This is a genomic window from Thalassovita sp., assembly GCF_963691685.1.
Classification (GTDB): domain Bacteria; phylum Pseudomonadota; class Alphaproteobacteria; order Rhodobacterales; family Rhodobacteraceae; genus Thalassobius.
Genome location: NZ_OY829290.1, coordinates 1,185,561 through 1,204,161, shown reverse-complemented (window position 1 = coordinate 1,204,161; position 18,601 = coordinate 1,185,561). Strand labels below are relative to the sequence as shown.

Here is an 18,601-nt window from a genome sequence, read left to right as displayed (position 1 = left end):
CGAAAGCGTTGGGGGTGTAAAGCAACCCTTTCGGACAGGGTGGCACGTTTTTGCCCCTTACAATTCTTGTTCCACCGGCGCGGGCGGCGAAGGCAGCACCAGATTGCGTTCGGGCAGCCAAGGATTAAGCGCCAGCGCCTGTTTCAGAACGCTCTGCCCTTCGTCCAACCGATTCAAGCCCATCAGCGTCAGCGCCTTGCCGGCAAGGGCGGCAACATGGGTTGGCGACCGCAGAAGCGCCCGATCAAGATCCTCCAGCGCGGCGGCGTAATCCTGCTGTAAAAACAGGACAAAGGCCCGCTGATTGTAGCCTTCGGCATAGTCAGGACAGTAGGCGATCAGCCGGTCAAATTCCGCAATTGCACCGATAAAATCATAAGAGGACCGTTTGGCCATGCCTGCGTCCAGCGCCTCCTGTGCGGTTTCATCCGGGGCGGTGGCCCAAAGCGCCCACATCTGATCCGAAATCGCCTGACCGGCGCGGGCGTCGGGGGCCACACGCACCTTGTTCAACAGCTGCGCTAAAGCCTCTGAGTGATCTGGCGCGGCCGGACACTCAGAGGCCAAAGCTGCGGTGGGTGCCGTGAGTGGCAGGAATGCGGTGATGAGCAGCGGCCGAAGTGTTTTCATGCAGAAAAGGGTGGCGCAAAATGGCCACGGATCAAGTCACGGCTTTGCGAGCGGCGCTGAATTGCAATTGACCTTGCCCGGCCAAGCGCCGAATTTCGCGCCATGATACCCATCCGTGACCACAACCCGTCAAACCGCATCCCCTTTGTCACCTACACGCTCATCGCGGCCAATGTGCTGATTTTTATCGGTTATTCCGATTTGTTCTCAGACCCGCGGCGGCTTTTTGCATTTTATGACGCCTGGGCGCTGTTCCCGGCGCGGGTCAGCCAGGGGCAGGATCTGCATGGGCTGTTTTCAACCATGTTTCTACATGGGGGCTGGATGCATCTGGGCGGCAACATGCTGTTCCTGTGGATCTTTGGCGACAATCTGGAGGATGAGATGGGCCATGGTGGCTTCCTCGCCTTCTATCTGATGTCCGGCTTGCTGGCGGCTTTGGCGCATGTGGTGGCAGCACCCTGGTCCACGGTGCCGACGGTTGGGGCATCCGGCGCCATTGCCGGGGTCATGGGCGGTTATCTGCTGCTGTTTCCCAAGGCGCGCGTGGACATGTTGTTGTTCATTGTGATCCTCATTCGGATCTTCACGGTGCCGGCCTGGCTGATGCTGGGGTTCTGGTTTCTGTTCCAAATCATCTCGGGCGCGGGCACAGATCCCGAAGGCGGCGGCGTGGCTTACTGGGCCCATGCGGGCGGCTTCATCGCGGGGTTCATTCTGGCGCTGCCGCTTTGGCTGCGGCGGGGTGGCACCCGCTATTGGCAAAACCATCAAGGCCGGCCCAACCATCCTGAGGCCCGCTACACCTATTCAACCAGCCGCATCCCAACCGTCCGGAGGAAGAAATGAGTGATCCCTTGAAACTGACCTGTCACTGCGGCGCGGTGGAGATGCGCGTCACCCTGTCAGACGGGCTGAACACGGCGCGCCGCTGTGATTGTTCGTTCTGTCGCCGCCGTGGGGCCATTGCCGTTTCGGCACCGCTGGACGGTATTGAGATCCTCAAAGGGGCGGACAATCTGACGCTTTACACCTGGGGCACCGGCACCGCCAAACACCATTTCTGCAAGACCTGCGGGATCTACACCCACCATCAGCGCCGTTCAAGCCCCAATGAATACGGCGTCAACGTCGCCTGTATCGAAGGGGTCAACCCGCGCGATCTGGGGGAGGTCGGCTGGGCCGACGGGATCAATCACCCGTCAGATCGCTAAGCGGCAAAAGAAAACCGCCGCCGAACTTTCGGCAGCGGTTTCAAATTCGGCAGTCAACCGAAAGAAACTTTTCAGCGCAGCTTAGTCGCGGGCGCGGACGATCTTGGCAAAGCGTTCAAAGATGTCGTTGTTGGCAATCACCAGGTTGCCGTCGCGCAGCGGGTCCTGACCTTCGCGGATCGGACCGATCATCGCGCCCGCTTCGGTGGCGATCAGGGTGCCGGCGGCGACGTCCCAGATGTTCAGCTCACGCTCCCAGTAGCCGTCGTAGCGGCCGGCGGCAACATAAGCCAGATCCAGCGCGGCCGAGCCGAAACGGCGCACACCGGCACATTCAGGCATGATACGGGCCAGATCCTGCAGGGTGGCCGGCAGGGTTTTCTTGGCCGCAAAAGGAATGCCGGTGGCAAAGACGGCTTCGATCATCCGGTGACGGCCCGACACACGCAGACGGTTGCTGTCATTCAGCCAGGCGCCAGCGCCTTTTTCGGCGTAGAACATTTCATCTTTGGCGGCGTCATAGACAACACCCGAGACGATCTGGCCTTTGTGTTCCAGCGCGATCGAGATCGCCCAATGCGGCAGGCCGTGCAGGAAGTTGGTGGTGCCATCCAGCGGATCTACGATCCAGCGACGGGTCGGGTCCTGGCCCTCTTCTTCGCCGCTTTCTTCACCCAGCCAGCCGTAGGTCGGGCGGGCGCCCATCAGTTCCTCTTTGAGGATCTGTTCGGCGGCCATATCGGCCTTGGAGACAAAATCACCAGCGCCTTTCATCGACACCTGCAGGTTCTCGACCTCACGGAAGTCCTTTACCAGGGACCGGCCTGCCTTGCGGGCGGCCTTGATCATGATGTTGAGATTTGCACTGCCTTGCATCGGTGAGGCTCCTCATTGTCCGGCGGGGGCGCGTGGACGCGCGTTCCAAGCCGTGCGTATAGGCCGGGTTTGCCTTTTTGCCAAGGGGGTTTCGCGTTGCGTAGGCTGCATAGCTGCGTTGCGATGGCGGGCCCATGGGACGGCGCTTGTGACCGCTGCGATTTGGGGGCGCTGCCCCCGGCCCTGCCGGGCCTCCCCCGGAGTATTTTGGGAACGATGAAAGCGCGGTTTTTACTGGCGCTGCAGCTTCACCGGTTCGGTCCGCGCAAGACGGATGAAATGGGAGACAAAGGGGCGCGTGGCATCTTCGCTGCGCACGGCAGCATAGAGGCGTTTGGTCAGGCCATTTTCGGTGATCGGGCGGGTGACATAATCCGAGGAATATTTGACCTCACGCACCACCCAATCGGGCAGCACAGCCACCCCACGATTTGAAGCCACCAGCAACAGGATCACCGCCGTCAATTCCACCGGACGCTGGGCGGCGGGCTCCACCCCGGCAGGCGTCAGCAGTTCGGTGAAAACATCCAACCGGCTGCGGTCCACCGGGTAGGTGATCAGGGTTTCACCGGCAAAATCTGCGGCCTCCACATAGTCTTTCTGCGCCAAAGGGTGCGCTGCCGAGGCAACAAAGACCGGCGAATAGTCAAAAAGCGGGATGAACTCGACACCCGGAATATCCTCCGGGTCGGAGGAGACGACCAGGTCCACCTCTTCCTTTTGCAGGGCAGGCAGCGCGTCAAAGGCAAGGCCTGGTCGGATATCCACATCCACCTCGCCCCAGGCTTTGCGGAACTGCTCAAGCACCGGGAACAGCCATTCAAAACAGGCGTGGCATTCGATGGCGATATGCAGCCGTCCGGTTTTGCCAGACAGGATGCCTTTGAACTGTTCTTCCAACGCGGCCATTTCCGGCAGGATCTTCTCGGCCGCGGACAACAAGCGCCGCCCGGCGGAGGTCAGTTTCATGGGTTTCGAACGGCGCACAAACAGTTCAACCCCGGTCTGTTCCTCCAAGTGTTTGATCTGGTGAGACAAAGCCGATTGGGTGATGTTCAGCTGATCCGCGGCACGGGCTAGGCCGCCCTCTTCATGGATGGCCTTGATGGTGCGTAGGTGGCGCAGCTCGATGTGCATTATGAACAAACCTCATCTTCACCTTGAGAATTATGAAGTTGTCTCACAAAGGCATTTTCGCGACAAGGGGACAACGCAGTTTTTCCGTCTGGAGCCCCCGATGACCGTGCCTTCTGTTTCGTTCGAGTTCTTCCCGCCGCAAAACCTGGAGGCCTCGTTCCGCCTGTGGGACACGGTGCAGGTTCTGGCCCCGCTGGCGCCGCGCTTTGTCTCTGTGACCTATGGCGCGGGTGGCACCACCCGGGATCTGACCCGTGACGCCGTTGCGACCATCCACAAACATTCGGGCCTGAAGGTTGCCGCACATCTGACCTGTGTGGAAGCCACCCGCGAAGAAACCATGGCCATTGCCGAGGATTTTGCCAAGGCGGGCGTCAGCGATATCGTGGCCCTGCGGGGGGATCCGCCAAAAGGATCCGGTGGCTTCAAGGCCCATAATGACGGGTTCCGCAGTTCGGTTGAGCTGATCGAGGCGCTGGCCCGGACAGGCCAGTTCAACATTCGTGTTGGCGCCTATCCGGAAAAACACCCCGAGAGCCCCGATCATCAGGCGGACGTGGAGTGGCTGAAGCGCAAGTTTGACGCTGGCGCGGATGAGGCGCTGACCCAGTTCTTCTTTGAAGCCGACACCTTCTTCCGCTTCCGGGATGCCTGCGCCAAGGCGGGCATTGAGGATAAGATCATCCCCGGCATCCTGCCGATCGAAAACTTCAAAGGGGCACGCAACTTCGCCAAACGCTGCGGCACCTCGGTTCCCGATTGGGTGGCTGAGGCCTTTGAAAAGGCCGAACGTGATGATCGCCATGATCTGCTGGCCACCGCGCTGTGCACCGAGCTGTGTTCAGATTTGATCGACGGTGGCGTGGACAGCCTGCATTTCTACACGCTGAACCGCCCGGAATTGACCCGCGATGTCTGCCACGCACTGGGGGTCACGCCGAAGGTCAGCCTGGAAAACGTGGCGTAACAGCCGCCCCTGCCCTCTTTACTGCCCGGGTCTACTGGGTCAGCCTCTCTGCCATAGGTAGGGAGGCTTTATCATGTCAGACAAAATGGAACGTCGGTTCGCCGAAACACCGGAGGAGCTGTGGGACACGGAGCGACTGTTGTCGATGTCTGGCCTTGAAGCGATGCAGAGCATTCTGGATGGCGACAGTGCTGGCCCGCCGATTGGCAAGCTGATGGGGTTTCACCTGTCGGAGGTCAGCGACGGCGAGGTTAGCTTTATCGGCAAGCCCGAGTTTGAGGTCAGCAACCCAATGGGCACCGTGCATGGCGGCTGGTACGGCACTGTGCTGGACAGCTGCATGGCCTGCGCGGTGATGACCAAAGTGCCGCAAGGCTCGGTCTACACAACGATGGAGTTCAAAGTGAACATCATCCGCCCGATCCCATTGGGCACCGAGGTGCGCGCCACCGGTCGTGTGCAGCATGCGGGCCGCTCCAGCGGGATTTCCAACGGGGAAATTCGCGGGGTTGAAGACGGGCGGCTCTACGCCACCGGATCAACCACCTGCATCATTATGAAACTGCGCTAACCCGTCGCCTGTTGGCCCGGCGCCACGGTTTCGCCAGCGCCATCCCCGACAGCAGCGCTGTCATGGACCTGTTCTGACAGGTCCTGACCAATCGCCCGTTTCTTGCGCAGCAGGAACATTTTACCCCAACCACTCCAGGTGCCGACCGATGGCGCCGCTGCGTCCTGCGGGAAAGTGGCGCGCCAGCCTTCGGGCAGCGGCAGACCGCAGTCTTCGGCGTTTTCCAGCATCCAGACCAGTGGAATATTGGACAAGGGGCGCGAGGCCTCACGCCCGGAAAGCTGCCCGCCAACATCGCCATGCGATCCGCGGAACCAGACCTGTTCAACACGGCAGGTGGTCGGGTGGTCACATGTCCAAAGCACCGGCTCAAACACTTCGCGGGTCTCATCCAAGGCCAGCGCGTGGAATCCGTGTTTGACGGCATCGCCCAGCTGATGTGAATGGAACCCGTGCTTGACCTCAGCCCATTTCCAGAAAAACGGCAGTCGGACACCCAGCGCTTTCACCGTGTCCCAGACGCCGATCATCTCAATCTCAACCGCATCATGGCAATAGGCGCTGGTAAAGGCCGCCGAGGCCTCGCTGCCCGGGGTGCATTGGTAATGACGATAGGCGGTCTGAATGTTGCGTTCAGTTGCATGTTCTGGCTTCAGTAGACCAACCTGATCTATCACCCCCCCGAGGGAGCGCACCGCATAGGCGCCACGGGAATAGCCCAAGAGAAAAATCTTATCGCCCGGTCGGTAGCGGGAGCACAGGTAGCCATAAGCCCGCCGGATCTGGCGATTGATGCCGCGCCCCATCAACACGTCGGGGGCTTGTCGCCATTCGCTCCACTGCACCCCGGCCTCATAATAGACTGAGACCGGCGCGCCCATCTGTGACACCAGCCGATAGGCCAGCCCCGCATTGGTTTCGCAGCCGGGATCCAGCGATGACATGGTGCCATCCAGAATGATCACATGAACAAGATTGCCACGCGTCGCAACAACGGGGGACCGCCCCGACAAGCGGCCGGGTTTGATCCACTCGATGAAGCGTTTAGCAAGTTTGTTCAGCTGCATCCTGCAAAAGTTCCCATGTTTTCAGCGGTGTCAGCGGCATATCCACGTGCCGTACCCCGCGCGACCAAAGCGCATCCAGAACCGCGTTGGTACTAGAAGCCATTGCACCAACTGTGCCAGCCTCGCCACAGCCCTTCATCCCCATTGGGTTGGCGGTGGAAGGCACGGCCTCAGTCGTGAAGCCGATCATTGGCAAATCACTGGCCCGTGGCATGGCGTAATCCATGAAAGACGCCGTCAGCAGCTGCCCCTGATCGTCATGCACCACATGTTCCATCAAGGCCTGCCCGACACCCTGCGCCACGCCGCCGTGCACCTGCCCCTCGGCCAGCATCGGGTTGATGAGATTGCCGAAATCATCGACCACAGTGTAGCGATCCATGGTGATCTGGCCGGTTTCAGGATCCACCTCAACCTCAGCCACATGCGCCCCATTGGGGAAGCTGCGCGCCGGCAGGGTGGCCCGCGCCTCATGGCTCAGCAGATCGACGCGGCCATCCAGCCGCGCCATTTCAGCCGCCTCAACCAGCGTTGGCGTCAGGTTGGAGCCTGGCGCGCGGAAGGTTTCATGATCAAACCGAACTTCGTCCTCTGCCACCCCCATCTTTTCAGCCAAATAGGGGGTAAAGGCGGCCACCATCACATACACTGTGGCCAGCATCGCATTGGCCTGCACCGTCACCGAGCGGGATCCACCGGTGCCGCCGCCCGTCTCAATCCGGTCACTGTCGCCCTGCACCACCGAAATCAGATCCGGCGCGATGCCGGTCTGATCGCTGAGGAAAGCGATATAGGCCGTTTCATGCCCCTGACCGTTTGACTGGGTGCCGACATAGATCGTCACAGTGCCATCCTCATTAAACTCAACCTTCGCGCCTTCCGAAGGATCACCCAAAATGCTTTCGATATAGTAACAAAGGCCCATGCCGCGCAGTTTGCCCTGCGCCTCGCTTGTCGCGCGACGCGCAGCAAACCCCGCCAGATCCGACTGATTTGCGGCGGCGTTCAGTACCCGGACAAAATCCCCAACATCATAGGTTTCATCCGTCGCGGATTTATAGGGGAACTGATCCGGTTTAATGAAGTTGATGCGCCGCAACTCCCACGGGTCCACACCCAGTTCGCGTGCCGCAATATCCATCATCCGTTCCAACAGGTAGATCGCCTCGGGCCGGCCGGCGCCGCGATAGGCATCCACATAGGTGGTATTGGTGTAGATCCCCTCAACGCGGATGTAGGTATCCTGAACATCATAGGTGCCCATCAACACACGGGTGAACAGCTGGGTCTGCATGAACTGGCCGAACTGGCTGTTATAGGCGCCGAGGTTGCACAGGGTGTGCACCTTATAGCCGATAATGCGGTTGTTTTCGTCGAAGGCCAGCGCCGCGTCTGAGGTCAGATCACGGGCATGGTGGTCTGACAGCATCGCCTCATTGCGATCCGCCGCCCACATCACCGGCCGGTTCAACACCCGGGCCGCATGGGCGACGGCATGGTACTCGGGATACATCATCGCCTTCATACCAAACCCACCACCCACATCGGGGATGGTCACGCGCACCTTGTCCTTCGGCATGTCGAGCATCCGGGCAATTTCATCCCGTGGGCCCCAGACCCCCTGCCCGCTGAAACAGACATGCAACCGGTCGCCCTCCATCTCGGCGTAGCAGCCGCGCGGCTCCATCGAGTTCACAATCACCCGGTTGTCACCCACCTGCATCCGCACCACCCGGGCCGCCTTGGCAAAGGCCGCATCGGTCGCGGCCTCATCGCCCAGTCCCCAATCAAAGGCGCGGTTGTCCGGCGCCTCGGCATGGAGTGTTGCGCCGCCGACGGCAAGGTCGGTTTTGACCTCCAGATCCTCATAATCCAGCATCACCATCTCAGCCGCATCCCGCGCCTGATCCAGCGTTTCAGCGACGATCAGCGCCACCGGCTCCCCGACGAAGCGCACCACGTCACCGGCCAGCACCGGCCGATGCGGCGCAGCAGCCGGGCTGCCATCGCGATTGGTCTGGATCGAGGCCATCATGCCACGGGTCATGCCCGCAGCCGCCAGATCAGCCCCGGTCAGCACCAGATGCACACCCTCTGCGTCGCGCGCATCACTGACATCCAGCTCAGTCACCCGAGCATGGGCCACCGGCGAGCGCAGCACCACGGCGCGCAAATGACCCGCCGGGGCCACATCTTCCAGATAGCCCCCGGCCCCTTTGAGAAAACGGATATCTTCGACACGTTTGACGGACTGACTTTTGCCAAACTTTTCCATGACATGACCCTGCGTATTATGCGTTGGTTAACCTCAAGGTTAACCTGCTACACAGCCATGTCCAGCGCTGTCGGGAAACCTATCCGGAAAGTGACGCAACGGTGATCGGGCGGCCCAATCCGTAACCGTTGAAATCCGTTGCCAGCGACAGCGAATAGGCGCCCATGCCGTCAAACAGAACATAGTCGCCTTCTTGCAGAGCATCCGGCAGTTCCACCGGCTCTGGCAGGCGATCGATGCTGTCACAGGTTGGACCGAAAACCACCATCGGCTTTGCCGTTCCAGCTCGCCCCTGCCCTCCGGGCGAGACTGCGCGCACCCGCTCCACCGCACACATGTCACGAAACTCAAACAGGGCGCCATAAAGCCCATCGTTGAGGAACACGGCGCCCTCTTCACGGATCGCTTTGACGCGGGTGGCCAAGGTGAAGGCCTCAGCCACCATGGCGCGGCCCGGCTCACAGACCAGATCAGGTGCCTCATCGCCGAAAGCGGCGACGGTCGCGGCGCGAATGCCGGCAAAGATCCGTTCCAGATCCGGGCTGGGACCAGCGCGGTGCGAGGCAAAGCCGCCGCCAACGTTCATCCGCTCAATCCGCACACCAGCTGCCTTGGCGACATCGGCTGCCTCTTGAATGTAGGCAGCCCAAGCGGCGGGATCCGCACATTGCGTGCCGGGGTGGAAACAGATTGCCGGGCGGTAGCCGCGGCGCGCCACCTCTTTAAGCAGGGCAATGCCACCTTCGGGGCCAACACCAAACTTGGCGCCGAAATCATAGGCCGCGCCCTTCACCGGCAGGGCCAAACGCACCGTCACCTCCAGATCGGTGCCCAAGGGGGCAAGCTTGTCCAGCTCTGACAGGCAATCGACCGAGGCAGATGCGATGGCAAAGCTTTTCGCCGCCTCCACCTCCGCCAGGGAGCGTACGGGATTGTTGTAATGCAGGGTCGCATCCGGACAGACCGCGCGCACCGCGGACATTTCCGCCGGCGAGGCCACATCAAAGGAGGTGATGCCAGCCGCAACTAGATTGACCAGAACCGCCTCTGCCGGGTTTGCCTTGACGGCATAGGTCACCAGCCCCGGGAACCCCTCCATAAAGCGATGCGCGGTCTGCTGTAGCACCACCGGGGAAAAATACATCACCGGGTGATCGGGCTGTTCGCGTTTCAGGTGGCGCTCGGGGCTCAGCCAATGGGGGTCAGGCCGCATGGATACCTCTTTTGGTCTTGGTCTTCTTTTAACGTCAGTATCGGCCGAATCTTTGTCAGACTGTCCGGGCATCCTGATCGATTTGACAGATTTGATCGTCTAATTTACTCCAGAGCCATGCAGAGTGACGATATCGATCAGCGCCTTCTTGCGCTTTTGGCGGAAAACGCTCGTATGCCCGTGGCACAGCTGGCGCGCCGTCTGGATCTGGCGCGCACCACCGTGCAGGCCCGGCTGGAACGGCTGGAAACCAATGGCACCATTTCAGGCTACACGCTGCGGCTGGGCCAGCCCGCGCAGCAGCGGCTGCGGGCCACGGCGCTACTGTCGGTGGAGCCCCGGTCTGGCCCGGCGGTGCTGTCACGGCTGAAGGCGCTGCCAAATGTGATGCGGGTGCACACCACCTCGGGACGGTTTGATATGATCGCCGAAATCAGCGCGGACACAACCGAAGAGCTGGACGAAACCCTTGATTGGATCGGCGAGGCCAAAGGTGTGCGCAGTTCAGAAAGCTTGATCCAGCTCAGCACCAAGATTGATCGTGGGTTCTGACGAGAACTGCGAAAATGGGGCTTTGCCCCCTTGGCCTGACGGCCAATTCCCCCAGAGTATTTGGGAAACGATGAAAGCGCCTTTCAATGTTCCCCAAATACTCAAAACCCATCCCTGAAACAAAAAGGGCCACCCGAGGGCAGCCCTTAATCTGTAAACTGGCGCGGATTTAGTCCAGTTCGGCCAGACGCGACAGCGCGGCGTTCAGCTGGGCTTCTTCCTCTTCCCGCAGGGCCATGTTTTCTTTGGCTTCCTCAATGACCTCTTCCGGCGCCGAGGCGACGAATTTCGGGTTGTTGAGACGCCCTTTGAGACCGCCGAGTTCTTTCTGGATTTTGCCCAGCTTCTTCGACAGGCGGGCCTTTTCGGCGGCAACATCGATCAGATCGGCCAGTGGCATCACAATGGTGGCGCCTTTGGCGGCAATGGCGACGGAGCCTTTCGGGGTGGCCTCCGCCTCGGTCAAAGCCTCAACACGCGCCATTTTTTTGATCAGCGCCTCATTGTTGGTCCAGGCGGCACGCGCTGCAGCATCCGCTTCGGTCTGAACCAGAGACACGAAGGCGCCAGCGGGCACGTTCATCTGCGCGCGCGCCGAGCGGATGTTTTCGATCACCGAGATCACCCAGGTGATTTCCGCATCAGCTGCCTCATCCACCAGTTCGCCGCCATAGGTCGGCCAGTCGGCATGGACCAGCATCTTGGCGCGGGTGCGGTTCGACCACAGCTCTTCGGTCATGAAGGGCATGATCGGGTGCAGCAACATCAGCGACTGATCCAGAACCCAGCCCATGGTCTGCTGGGTTTCCAGACGCAGGTCCTCGTTCTGGAACAGCGGCTTGGTGAACTCATTATACCAGTTGCAGACCTTGCCCCAGAAGAAGGCATAAAGCGCCTGCGCGGCGTCGTTGAAACGGAAATCCGTCAGCGCCCGGTCCACGGTTTCGCGCACGCGGCCGACTTCGCCGATGATCCATTTGTTCACCGCATGGGTCGGTTCGGGACGGGTGGAGCAGTCAACGTCAAAGACGCCGTTCATTTCGGCAAGGATATGCGACTGCCACAGTTTGTTACCAAAGTTACGGTAGCCCTCGATCCGTTTCATGTCGAGCTTCAGCACACCGCCAATCGACGCCATGGCCGCATTGGTGAAGCGCAGCGCGTCGGCGCCGTATTCGTCGATGATGTCGAGCGGGTCCACCACGTTACCGGTGGATTTCGACATCTTCTTGCCTTTGGCGTCGCGCACCAGACCGTGCAGGTAGACGGTGTCAAACGGGATATCGTCAACCACAGCCAGCTGCATCATCATCATGCGGGCGACCCAGAAGAACAGGATATCCTGACCGGTGATCAGGGTTGAGGTCGGGAAGTATTTCGCCAGTTCCTCGGTATCTTCGGGCCAGCCCAGCGTGCCGATCGGCCAGAGGCCGGAGGAGAACCAGGTGTCGAGGACGTCGGGGTCGCGATACAATCGTACCGAGTTCCCTTCTCCTTCTTGGCCGATGTAAGAATACTGAGGGCTCGGATGGGTGGTGCTCGTGGAAACGCCAAATACATCGTCACCGTAGTATGCAGCGGCCACCTTGATGACTTCTTGCTCGTTCGACGCGCAGAAAGCTTTGAATTCAGCAGAGGACGGCCAAGACCAAACCTTGGCTGGCAAATGCCCTTCACCTTCGTACAGTTCTTGATGCGCACGCTTGGCGGTCTCTATCTGCTCCTTGGTTGGCCCATACCAAACCGGCACCTGATGGCCCCACCAAAGTTGGCGCGAGATGCACCATGGCTCGATGTTTTCCAGCCAGTGGTAATAGACCTTCTCACCGCTTTCGGGGATGATCTTCACGTCGCCGTTTTTCACCGCGTCCAGCGCCGGGCCAACGATCTTGGCGGTATCGACGAACCACTGGTCGGTCAACATCGGCTCGATCACCACCTTGGAGCGGTCGCCGAAGGGCTGCATAATCGGCTTATTCTCAACGTAGGGCACCACTTCGGTGACCTCGGATTCATTGCCGTCTTCGTCCTTCACCGTTTTGGTGAGGGTCTGCATAACGGCCAGACCTTCGTCTGTGATCTCTTTCACCACGGCCTTACGGGCCTCGAACCGGTCCAGACCGCGCAGGTGATCGGGGACCAGGTTGATCGCGTCCACTTCGTTTTCGGTGAACGCCGCGCCTTTGGCGTGGGCCTGCGCTTTGCCGGCCTCTTCGGCATAAGGCGCACCATCGGCACGCATGCCACCGCGCATGTCCATCAGGCGGTACATCGGGATGCCGCCGCGTTTGGCGACCTGATAATCATTGAAGTCATGGGCACCGGTGATTTTCACCGCACCGGAACCGAAGTCCTTGTCAGGATATTCATCGGTGATGATCGGAATCAGGCGACGATGCTCTTTCGGTCCTACCGGGATTTCGCAGAGCTGCCCGACGATTGGCGCGTAACGTTCGTCCGAGGGGTGCACGGCCACCGCGCCGTCGCCCAGCATGGTTTCGGGACGGGTGGTGGCGATGGAGATGTAATCGCGCTCTTCCTCAAGGGTGACGTTGCCGTCCTCGTCCTTTTCCACATAGGTGTAGGTCGCACCCCCGGCGAGCGGGTATTTGAAGTGCCACATGTGGCCCGCCACCTCGATGTTTTCCACCTCAAGGTCAGAAATCGCGGTTTCAAAATGCGGGTCCCAGTTCACCAGACGTTTGCCGCGATAAATGAGGCCTTTGTTGTACATTTCCACAAAGACTTTGATAACGGCATCGTGGAAGTTGCCATCGGCCTCGGCCGCAGGCGCGCCGGGGGCGCCTGACATGGTGAAGGCGGTGCGGCCATAGTCACAGGAGGCGCCCAGACGCTTCAGCTGGTTGATGATGGTGCCGCCGGAGTGTTCTTTCCACTCCCAGACTTTTTCAAGAAAGGCGTCCCGGCCCAATTCGCGGCGCGAAGGCTGCTGGGTTTCGGCAAGGGTGCGTTCCACAACCATCTGGGTGGCGATGCCCGCGTGGTCGGTGCCCGGCTGCCAGAGCGTGTCATAGCCCTGCATCCGTTTCCAGCGGATCAGGATGTCCTGCAGCGTGTTGTTGAAGGCATGGCCCATGTGCAGAACGCCGGTGACGTTCGGGGGTGGGATCATGATGCTGTAGGTCGAGGCCTCAGGCTTGGCGTTTGCGCCCGCCTTGAAGCAGCCAGCCTGTTCCCAGGCAGTCAGCAACCGGGCTTCTGCCTCGGCCGCGTTGAAGGTTTTTTCCATCGCCATGATCGTGATCTCGTGTCAAATCCGTTTCAAAACCGTCTATCGAATTGGACCGCGAAGGGAAAGACGTTACTGTTAAACTGCACCGCCGATCCCCATATATGCTGCAGCGTGATCGAAAGGATCCCCGTCGATGCTACGTGCATTTCGTGAGTTGATTGAACGTCAGATCCTCAAGGCGAAAGCTGAGGGGAAATTGGAAGGGCTGGAGGGTGAGGGCAAACCGCTGCCGGACCACCCAGAGGCAAGCGTGGTTGATCCCGCCACAGCCGTAGGCGTGCGCATCATGGCTGAGGCCGGTGCGGTGCCGGAAGAGTTCGGTCTGAAGAAAGAGTTGGAGGCCGCCCGCAAGGAATGGCAGTCCGCATCTGGCGAGGCCGAGAAAAAGGCGATCATGGCAAAGATCGCCGATCTGGAAATGCGCTACAACATCGCGCGGGATGCGCGGCGCAAGTTCATGTCGTGACCCTGCGGCCGCGCTGAGTTGTTATTTAAAGACCGGTGCGCGTTTTTGCATGTTGGCGTTGATCACTTCCAACTGATGCGGTTTGCCGATCAGGTCTGCCTGTTCACGGCTTTCCAGATGCAGGATCGCGTCTTCATCATCTGACGTTTCCGCAAACTCCAACAGGCGCTTTGCGGCGCGGGTGGCGCTGGGGCTTTTCAGCGCGATTTTTGCAGCCAGATCCTGTGCGGCCTTCAGTGGGTCGTCCGAGAGTTCCGTGACCAGCCCCATCTCCATCGCCTGCGGTGCCAGCACCGGGTCGGCCGTATAGGTCAAACGGCGCAGGTGATCGGCGCGCATCAGATGTGGCAGGGTCACCATGCCGCCCATGTCAGGGATCAGACCCCATTTCATTTCCATAATGGCCAGTTTGGTTTCGGGATGGGCGATGCGGATGTCAGCGCCCGCCGCAATCTGCATACCGCCGCCGAAACACACCCCATGCAGCGCCGCGATCACCGGCACCGGCACCTTGCGCCAAACCAATGAGACCTCCTGAAAGGCATTGGCGTTGCCGTGCGTGCGCTTCATCACAAAGTCTTCGGGATCCTGAGTGGCGAATTTGGCGAAATTCATCAGATCCAGACCGGCGCAGAAGGCCCCGCCTTCGCCCGACAGCACCACGGCGCGGACCTCATCATTGTCCACCAGTGCCTCACCTGCGGCGATGATCGCCTCAACCATCTCGGTGTCCAGCGCGTTCATCTTATCGCCACGGGTCAGGGTGACATGGGCAACGTGGTTTTCAATAACTGTGCTGACGCGGGACATGGGTGCTCCTCCGGAAAATTTGCGATCAGCTTGATCCTTGCGGCCGATGAAATCCAGCAGAACGTGACGGCAGGGCTCTCTTGCCCCGGCGTCGCCCGGCCGCTATCGAGGGGCCATGACTGGACCACGCTACACCCCGCTGACCGAAAGCCTGCCTGCAACCGTGCCCTTTGTCGGCCCCGAAGCGCAGGAACGTGCCATGGGCCGCGCCTTTGACGCGCGCCTTGGGGCCAATGAAAACGTCTTTGGCCCCTCACCCAAGGCAATCGCCGCGATGCAGGCCGCCAGCGCTGAGATCTGGATGTATGGCGATCCGGAAAACCATGATCTGCGCAGCGCCCTGGCGGCCGATCTGGGGATCACCCCGGCCAATATCGTGGTGGGCGAAGGCATTGACGGTCTGTTGGGCTATCTGGTGCGTCTGCTGATTGGCGCAGGCGATGCGGTTGTCACCTCCGAAGGGGCCTATCCGACCTTCAACTACCATGTCGCGGGCTTTGGAGGCGTGTTGCACAAGGTCCCCTACAGGGGTGACCATGAAGATCCCGAAGCGTTGATGGCCAAAGCCGCCGAGGTTGGCGCCAAGCTGGTCTATCTGGCCAATCCCGACAACCCGATGGGCACCTGGCACAAAGGGGCTGAAATCGTCGCCGCATTGGACAAGCTGCCAGAGGGCGCGCTGCTGATCCTGGATGAGGCCTATGTGGAGTTTGCCCCTGAAGGCACCGCCGCCGAGATCGACATTGACGATCCCCGGGTGATCCGCATGCGCACCTTTTCCAAGGCCTACGGCATGGCGGGCGCGCGGGTTGGCTACGCATTGGGCGCGGCGGAGTTGATCACCGCCTTCAATAAGATCCGCAACCATTTCGGCATGAACCGCGCCGCACAGGCCGGGGCCTTGGCGGCCTTGGCGGATCAGGAGTATCTGCAGGAAACCTGCACCAATGTCGCCGCAGCCCGTAATGAAATTGGCCGGATCGCTGCCGATAATGGCCTGACCGTTGTTCCCTCGGCCACCAATTTCGTCGCCATTGATTGCGGCAGCGATGGCAGTTTTGCCAAGGCGGTGCTGGATGCGCTGGTCCGCCGCGGCGTCTTTGTGCGGATGCCCTTTGTGGCGCCGCAAAACCGCTGCATCCGGGTCAGCGCCGGACGGCCTGAAGATCTGGCCGCCTTTGCACAAGCTTTACCGGAAGCCCTCGCTGAGGCCCGCGGCTAACACCCCAAAAAGATGCGCGCGGTTATTCCGCGCGCAACACCGCACCGGGGTTCATGATGCCCTGCGGGTCAAAGGCATCCTTGATCTGACGCATCAGCGCCAATTTCACCGGATCGCCGTATTTTTCCAGATCAGCCACTTTCAACCGGCCAATGCCATGTTCCGCGCTGACGCTGCCGTCATAGCGCGCCACCATGTCATGCACGCAGGTTTTGATCGCATCGCGAATGTCCAGATAATCAGCCCGGCTTTTGCCCGCCGCAGGAAAGACGTTGAAGTGCAGGTTGCCATCGCCCAGATGACCAAAACAATTGACCCGCACGTCGCCCATAGCCGTCAGAGCGGCCCAGCCTTCTGTGATGAACTCCGCAATGCGGCTCAGCGGCAGGCTGATATCATGGCTGGAGATTGACCCGACCAGACGGTTCGCCTCAGGGATCTGTTCGCGCATTTCCCACAGCTCATGGCGCTGCTGTTCGTTCTGCGCAATCACGCCGTCACTGACCAATCCGGCCTCAGCCGCCTCAACAAACAGGGTTTCCAGTGCCTCGGACGGGTCCAGTCCGCGGGCAAGGCCCACATCGATCAGCACCGACCATTCCGGCACCTCGGCCAAGGGTTGACGCAAGTCAGGCAGGTGTTCGGCCATGAAATCCAGCCCCTGACGGTGGATCAGCTCAAAGGCTGAAACCGCTTCGCCCATATGGCTGCGCGCCAGCGACAGCAGCTCCAACGCAGCAGCGGGGGTTTCCACAACCATCACCGCAGTGCCCTGCCCTGCCGGGATCGGGGACAGTTTCAGCGCCGCCGCCGTGATCACTCCGAGGGAGCCCTCCGAGCCGATCATCAGGTTTTTCAGGTCATAGCCGGTGTTATCTTTGCGCAGCCGGCTGAGGCCATTCCAGATCTGACCGTCTGGCAGAACCGCCTCAATGCCCAGAACCAGATCCCGGGTATTGCCATAACGCAGCACGTTGACCCCGCCAGCATTGGTCGCCAGACAGCCGCCGATCCGGGCCGAACCTTTGGCGGCGATGGACATCGGGAACAGGCGGTCATGTTCGGCCGCAACGGCGTGAATGTCCTGCAGGATGGCGCCGGCCTCAACCACCAGCACGTTTTCTTGCGCGTAGCAGGCGCGGACCTTGGTCATCCGCTCCAGCGACAGGATGATCGGCGCGGGCCCCTGCCCCATCACCTGCCCGCCAACCAGCCCGGTGCCACCGCCATAAGGCACCACCGGAACCCGGGCCGCGTGGGCGGCCTTCAGGATCAGGGAAACCTCTTCCACCGATCCCGGTGCCAAGACCGCGCCTGCCTGCCCCTGCCAGCGGCCACGCGGCTCCTCCAGGTAGTTTGGGGTGACATCACGAAAGCAGCGCGCATCCAGATCAGCGCGCAGGGCATCAAGAAAGGCGGGGGTAACAGCGTTCAAATCCATGCCTGTCGCATAGCGTGGCCGGGGCCATCAGGACAAGAGAGCGTCACTCATATTCCTCAATATGTCGCGGTTCCAACACCACCACAGTGGGTGTCTTGGGCAGATCCCTGAGGGACAGTTGCAGGCTGTGTTTACCGGTGCGTTCAATGGCAAACTGGTCCGACATATCCGCCAAGAACCGATCCAGCGTATAGCGACCAAACCAATGCATCGGGATCACCACTGAGGCCCGCAGACGTTTCAGAACCTTGGTCATCGTATCCAGATCCAGCGTCATGCCACCATCCACCGGCGCCATCACCACATCCATGCGGCCTAACGCTGCATATTGGGCGGCGTCCGGTTCGTGATGCAGATGGCCAAGGTGGCCGATGCACAGACCTGCCGCCTCAAACACGAAAATCGAATTGCCCTCGGGCTCAACCCCGCTGTGGCTGCGGATATCGGTTGAGACATTGCGCACCTTCATGTCCTTGACCATCAGGTTGTGATCGATGCCCGCACCGAAACTTTCCCCCCAGCCTTTCAGCACATGCGGGATCGCCGGATCCGGGAAGGCCGTCCAATGGGTGTCATGGGCGTGGTTCATAGTGACCACATCCGGCAGGAAATCCACATTGCCGATATAGCCCGTGTAATCCGTCACCGCCGAGGCACCTCCGGGGCTTTGGATCAGGAAAGATGCATGCGACAGGTAGTGAATGCGCACATCAAATTCGGGCAAAGGAGCGCGGAAATTATCAGTTTCCGAAGCGTGATGCAGGTAGGTCAGACCAGGTGCCGATTGCGCCAGCGCAATACAATGGCTGGCGATACGCGGTTGCGCCGTCTGCGCGTTGGCTGCAAAGCCCGTCATTGCCAATGTCGACACTGCAAGGGCCGTCAAAACGGTTAAGAAACGGATCAT

17 protein-coding genes are annotated in these 18,601 nt (G+C 60.5%); 7 read left to right on the top strand and 10 right to left on the bottom strand.

What is annotated here, in order from left to right; translation table 11 throughout:
- Positions 1–57 precede the first annotated feature (57 nt).
- Positions 58–630 carry a tetratricopeptide repeat protein gene (locus tag ACORLH_RS05885; protein WP_321831679.1) on the bottom strand — a complete coding sequence of 191 codons (573 nt, stop codon included), beginning with the start codon at positions 628–630 and terminating at the stop codon, positions 58–60.
- 102 nt (positions 631–732) lie between these two features.
- Here ACORLH_RS05885 and ACORLH_RS05880 point away from each other — a divergent pair, with 102 nt between their 5' ends.
- Both ACORLH_RS05880 and ACORLH_RS05875 read left to right on the top strand, forming a co-directional pair.
- Positions 733–1,479, top strand: coding sequence for a rhomboid family intramembrane serine protease (locus tag ACORLH_RS05880; protein WP_321831678.1), 747 nt, complete (start codon positions 733–735; stop codon positions 1,477–1,479).
- A complete protein-coding gene (locus tag ACORLH_RS05875) occupies positions 1,476–1,844 on the top strand; it encodes a GFA family protein (protein ID WP_321831677.1) in 369 nt (122 codons plus the stop codon). Before ACORLH_RS05880 ends, ACORLH_RS05875 begins: the two co-directional genes overlap by 4 nt.
- An 81-nt stretch (positions 1,845–1,925) precedes the next feature.
- On the opposite strand, the gene ACORLH_RS05870 is transcribed toward ACORLH_RS05875, so the two are convergent.
- Positions 1,926–2,720, bottom strand: a complete 795-nt coding sequence (locus ACORLH_RS05870) for an inositol monophosphatase family protein (protein ID WP_321831675.1) — start codon at positions 2,718–2,720, stop codon at positions 1,926–1,928.
- Positions 2,721–2,951: 231 nt separating this feature from the next.
- Positions 2,952–3,857, bottom strand: coding sequence for a LysR family transcriptional regulator (locus ACORLH_RS05865; RefSeq protein ID WP_058244522.1), 906 nt, complete (start codon positions 3,855–3,857; stop codon positions 2,952–2,954).
- A gap of 100 nt (positions 3,858–3,957) precedes the next feature.
- On the opposite strand from ACORLH_RS05865, the gene metF reads away from it, so the two are divergent.
- Both metF and ACORLH_RS05855 read left to right on the top strand, forming a co-directional pair.
- On the top strand, positions 3,958–4,824 hold the full coding sequence (metF, locus tag ACORLH_RS05860) for a methylenetetrahydrofolate reductase [NAD(P)H] (protein ID WP_321831673.1): 867 nt from the start codon (positions 3,958–3,960) through the stop codon (positions 4,822–4,824).
- 73 nt (positions 4,825–4,897) lie between these two features.
- The gene (locus ACORLH_RS05855) at positions 4,898–5,395 is read left to right on the top strand and encodes a PaaI family thioesterase (RefSeq protein WP_321831672.1); all 498 of its coding nucleotides are present in this window, start codon (positions 4,898–4,900) and stop codon (positions 5,393–5,395) included.
- Here the strand turns inward: ACORLH_RS05855 and ACORLH_RS05850 are convergent.
- The 3 genes from ACORLH_RS05850 to ACORLH_RS05840 form a co-directional block, all read right to left on the bottom strand.
- Positions 5,392–6,462, bottom strand: coding sequence for a DUF2235 domain-containing protein (locus tag ACORLH_RS05850; protein ID WP_321831670.1), 1,071 nt, complete (start codon positions 6,460–6,462; stop codon positions 5,392–5,394). The genes ACORLH_RS05855 and ACORLH_RS05850 overlap by 4 nt on opposite strands.
- The gene (locus ACORLH_RS05845; RefSeq protein WP_321831669.1) at positions 6,440–8,737 is read right to left on the bottom strand and encodes a xanthine dehydrogenase family protein molybdopterin-binding subunit; all 2,298 of its coding nucleotides are present in this window, start codon (positions 8,735–8,737) and stop codon (positions 6,440–6,442) included. Before ACORLH_RS05845 ends, ACORLH_RS05850 begins: the two co-directional genes overlap by 23 nt.
- A 79-nt stretch (positions 8,738–8,816) precedes the next feature.
- Entirely contained in the window at positions 8,817–9,950 is a 1,134-nt protein-coding gene (locus ACORLH_RS05840; RefSeq protein WP_321831667.1) for a type III PLP-dependent enzyme, read from the bottom strand.
- Positions 9,951–10,067: 117 nt separating this feature from the next.
- On the opposite strand from ACORLH_RS05840, the gene ACORLH_RS05835 reads away from it, so the two are divergent.
- Positions 10,068–10,502, top strand: coding sequence for an Lrp/AsnC family transcriptional regulator (locus ACORLH_RS05835; RefSeq protein ID WP_321831666.1), 435 nt, complete (start codon positions 10,068–10,070; stop codon positions 10,500–10,502).
- A 169-nt stretch (positions 10,503–10,671) separates the two neighbouring features.
- Here ACORLH_RS05835 and ACORLH_RS05830 read toward each other — a convergent pair whose 3' ends face one another.
- Entirely contained in the window at positions 10,672–13,758 is a 3,087-nt protein-coding gene (locus ACORLH_RS05830; protein ID WP_321831665.1) for a valine--tRNA ligase, read from the bottom strand.
- 130 nt (positions 13,759–13,888) lie between these two features.
- Between ACORLH_RS05830 and ACORLH_RS05825 the strand changes: the two genes are divergently transcribed.
- Positions 13,889–14,221, top strand: coding sequence for a DUF1992 domain-containing protein (locus tag ACORLH_RS05825; protein ID WP_321831664.1), 333 nt, complete (start codon positions 13,889–13,891; stop codon positions 14,219–14,221).
- A gap of 21 nt (positions 14,222–14,242) precedes the next feature.
- On the opposite strand, the gene ACORLH_RS05820 is transcribed toward ACORLH_RS05825, so the two are convergent.
- Positions 14,243–15,031 (bottom strand): crotonase/enoyl-CoA hydratase family protein, encoded by a 789-nt coding sequence (locus tag ACORLH_RS05820; RefSeq protein ID WP_321831663.1) that lies wholly within the window; start codon positions 15,029–15,031, stop codon positions 14,243–14,245.
- 115 nt (positions 15,032–15,146) lie between these two features.
- On the opposite strand from ACORLH_RS05820, the gene ACORLH_RS05815 reads away from it, so the two are divergent.
- Positions 15,147–16,253, top strand: coding sequence for a pyridoxal phosphate-dependent aminotransferase (locus tag ACORLH_RS05815; RefSeq protein ID WP_321831662.1), 1,107 nt, complete (start codon positions 15,147–15,149; stop codon positions 16,251–16,253).
- Between the two features lie 22 nt (positions 16,254–16,275).
- Here the strand turns inward: ACORLH_RS05815 and ACORLH_RS05810 are convergent, their stop codons facing one another.
- Together ACORLH_RS05810 and ACORLH_RS05805 are read right to left on the bottom strand one after the other, a co-directional pair.
- Positions 16,276–17,694 carry an FAD-binding oxidoreductase gene (locus tag ACORLH_RS05810; protein WP_321831661.1) on the bottom strand — a complete coding sequence of 473 codons (1,419 nt, stop codon included), beginning with the start codon at positions 17,692–17,694 and terminating at the stop codon, positions 16,276–16,278.
- Positions 17,695–17,737: 43 nt separating this feature from the next.
- Positions 17,738–18,550 (bottom strand): MBL fold metallo-hydrolase, encoded by an 813-nt coding sequence (locus ACORLH_RS05805; RefSeq protein WP_321832782.1) that lies wholly within the window; start codon positions 18,548–18,550, stop codon positions 17,738–17,740.
- Positions 18,551–18,601 lie beyond the last annotated feature (51 nt).

Bases quoted from the DNA above. Each gene is read 5' to 3' on its own strand.
- ACORLH_RS05885 (WP_321831679.1), bottom strand. From the start codon at position 630: ATGAAAACACTTCGGCCGCTGCTCATCACCGCATTCCTGCCACTCACG.
- ACORLH_RS05880 (WP_321831678.1), top strand. From the start codon at position 733: ATGATACCCATCCGTGACCACAACCCGTCAAACCGCATCCCCTTTGTC.
- ACORLH_RS05875 (WP_321831677.1), top strand. From the start codon at position 1,476: ATGAGTGATCCCTTGAAACTGACCTGTCACTGCGGCGCGGTGGAGATG.
- ACORLH_RS05870 (WP_321831675.1), bottom strand. From the start codon at position 2,720: ATGCAAGGCAGTGCAAATCTCAACATCATGATCAAGGCCGCCCGCAAG.
- ACORLH_RS05865 (WP_058244522.1), bottom strand. From the start codon at position 3,857: ATGCACATCGAGCTGCGCCACCTACGCACCATCAAGGCCATCCATGAA.
- metF (WP_321831673.1), top strand. From the start codon at position 3,958: ATGACCGTGCCTTCTGTTTCGTTCGAGTTCTTCCCGCCGCAAAACCTG.
- ACORLH_RS05855 (WP_321831672.1), top strand. From the start codon at position 4,898: ATGTCAGACAAAATGGAACGTCGGTTCGCCGAAACACCGGAGGAGCTG.
- ACORLH_RS05850 (WP_321831670.1), bottom strand. From the start codon at position 6,462: ATGCAGCTGAACAAACTTGCTAAACGCTTCATCGAGTGGATCAAACCC.
- ACORLH_RS05845 (WP_321831669.1), bottom strand. From the start codon at position 8,737: ATGGAAAAGTTTGGCAAAAGTCAGTCCGTCAAACGTGTCGAAGATATC.
- ACORLH_RS05840 (WP_321831667.1), bottom strand. From the start codon at position 9,950: ATGCGGCCTGACCCCCATTGGCTGAGCCCCGAGCGCCACCTGAAACGC.
- ACORLH_RS05835 (WP_321831666.1), top strand. From the start codon at position 10,068: ATGCAGAGTGACGATATCGATCAGCGCCTTCTTGCGCTTTTGGCGGAA.
- ACORLH_RS05830 (WP_321831665.1), bottom strand. From the start codon at position 13,758: ATGGCGATGGAAAAAACCTTCAACGCGGCCGAGGCAGAAGCCCGGTTG.
- ACORLH_RS05825 (WP_321831664.1), top strand. From the start codon at position 13,889: ATGCTACGTGCATTTCGTGAGTTGATTGAACGTCAGATCCTCAAGGCG.
- ACORLH_RS05820 (WP_321831663.1), bottom strand. From the start codon at position 15,031: ATGTCCCGCGTCAGCACAGTTATTGAAAACCACGTTGCCCATGTCACC.
- ACORLH_RS05815 (WP_321831662.1), top strand. From the start codon at position 15,147: ATGACTGGACCACGCTACACCCCGCTGACCGAAAGCCTGCCTGCAACC.
- ACORLH_RS05810 (WP_321831661.1), bottom strand. From the start codon at position 17,694: ATGGATTTGAACGCTGTTACCCCCGCCTTTCTTGATGCCCTGCGCGCT.
- ACORLH_RS05805 (WP_321832782.1), bottom strand. From the start codon at position 18,550: ATGACGGGCTTTGCAGCCAACGCGCAGACGGCGCAACCGCGTATCGCC.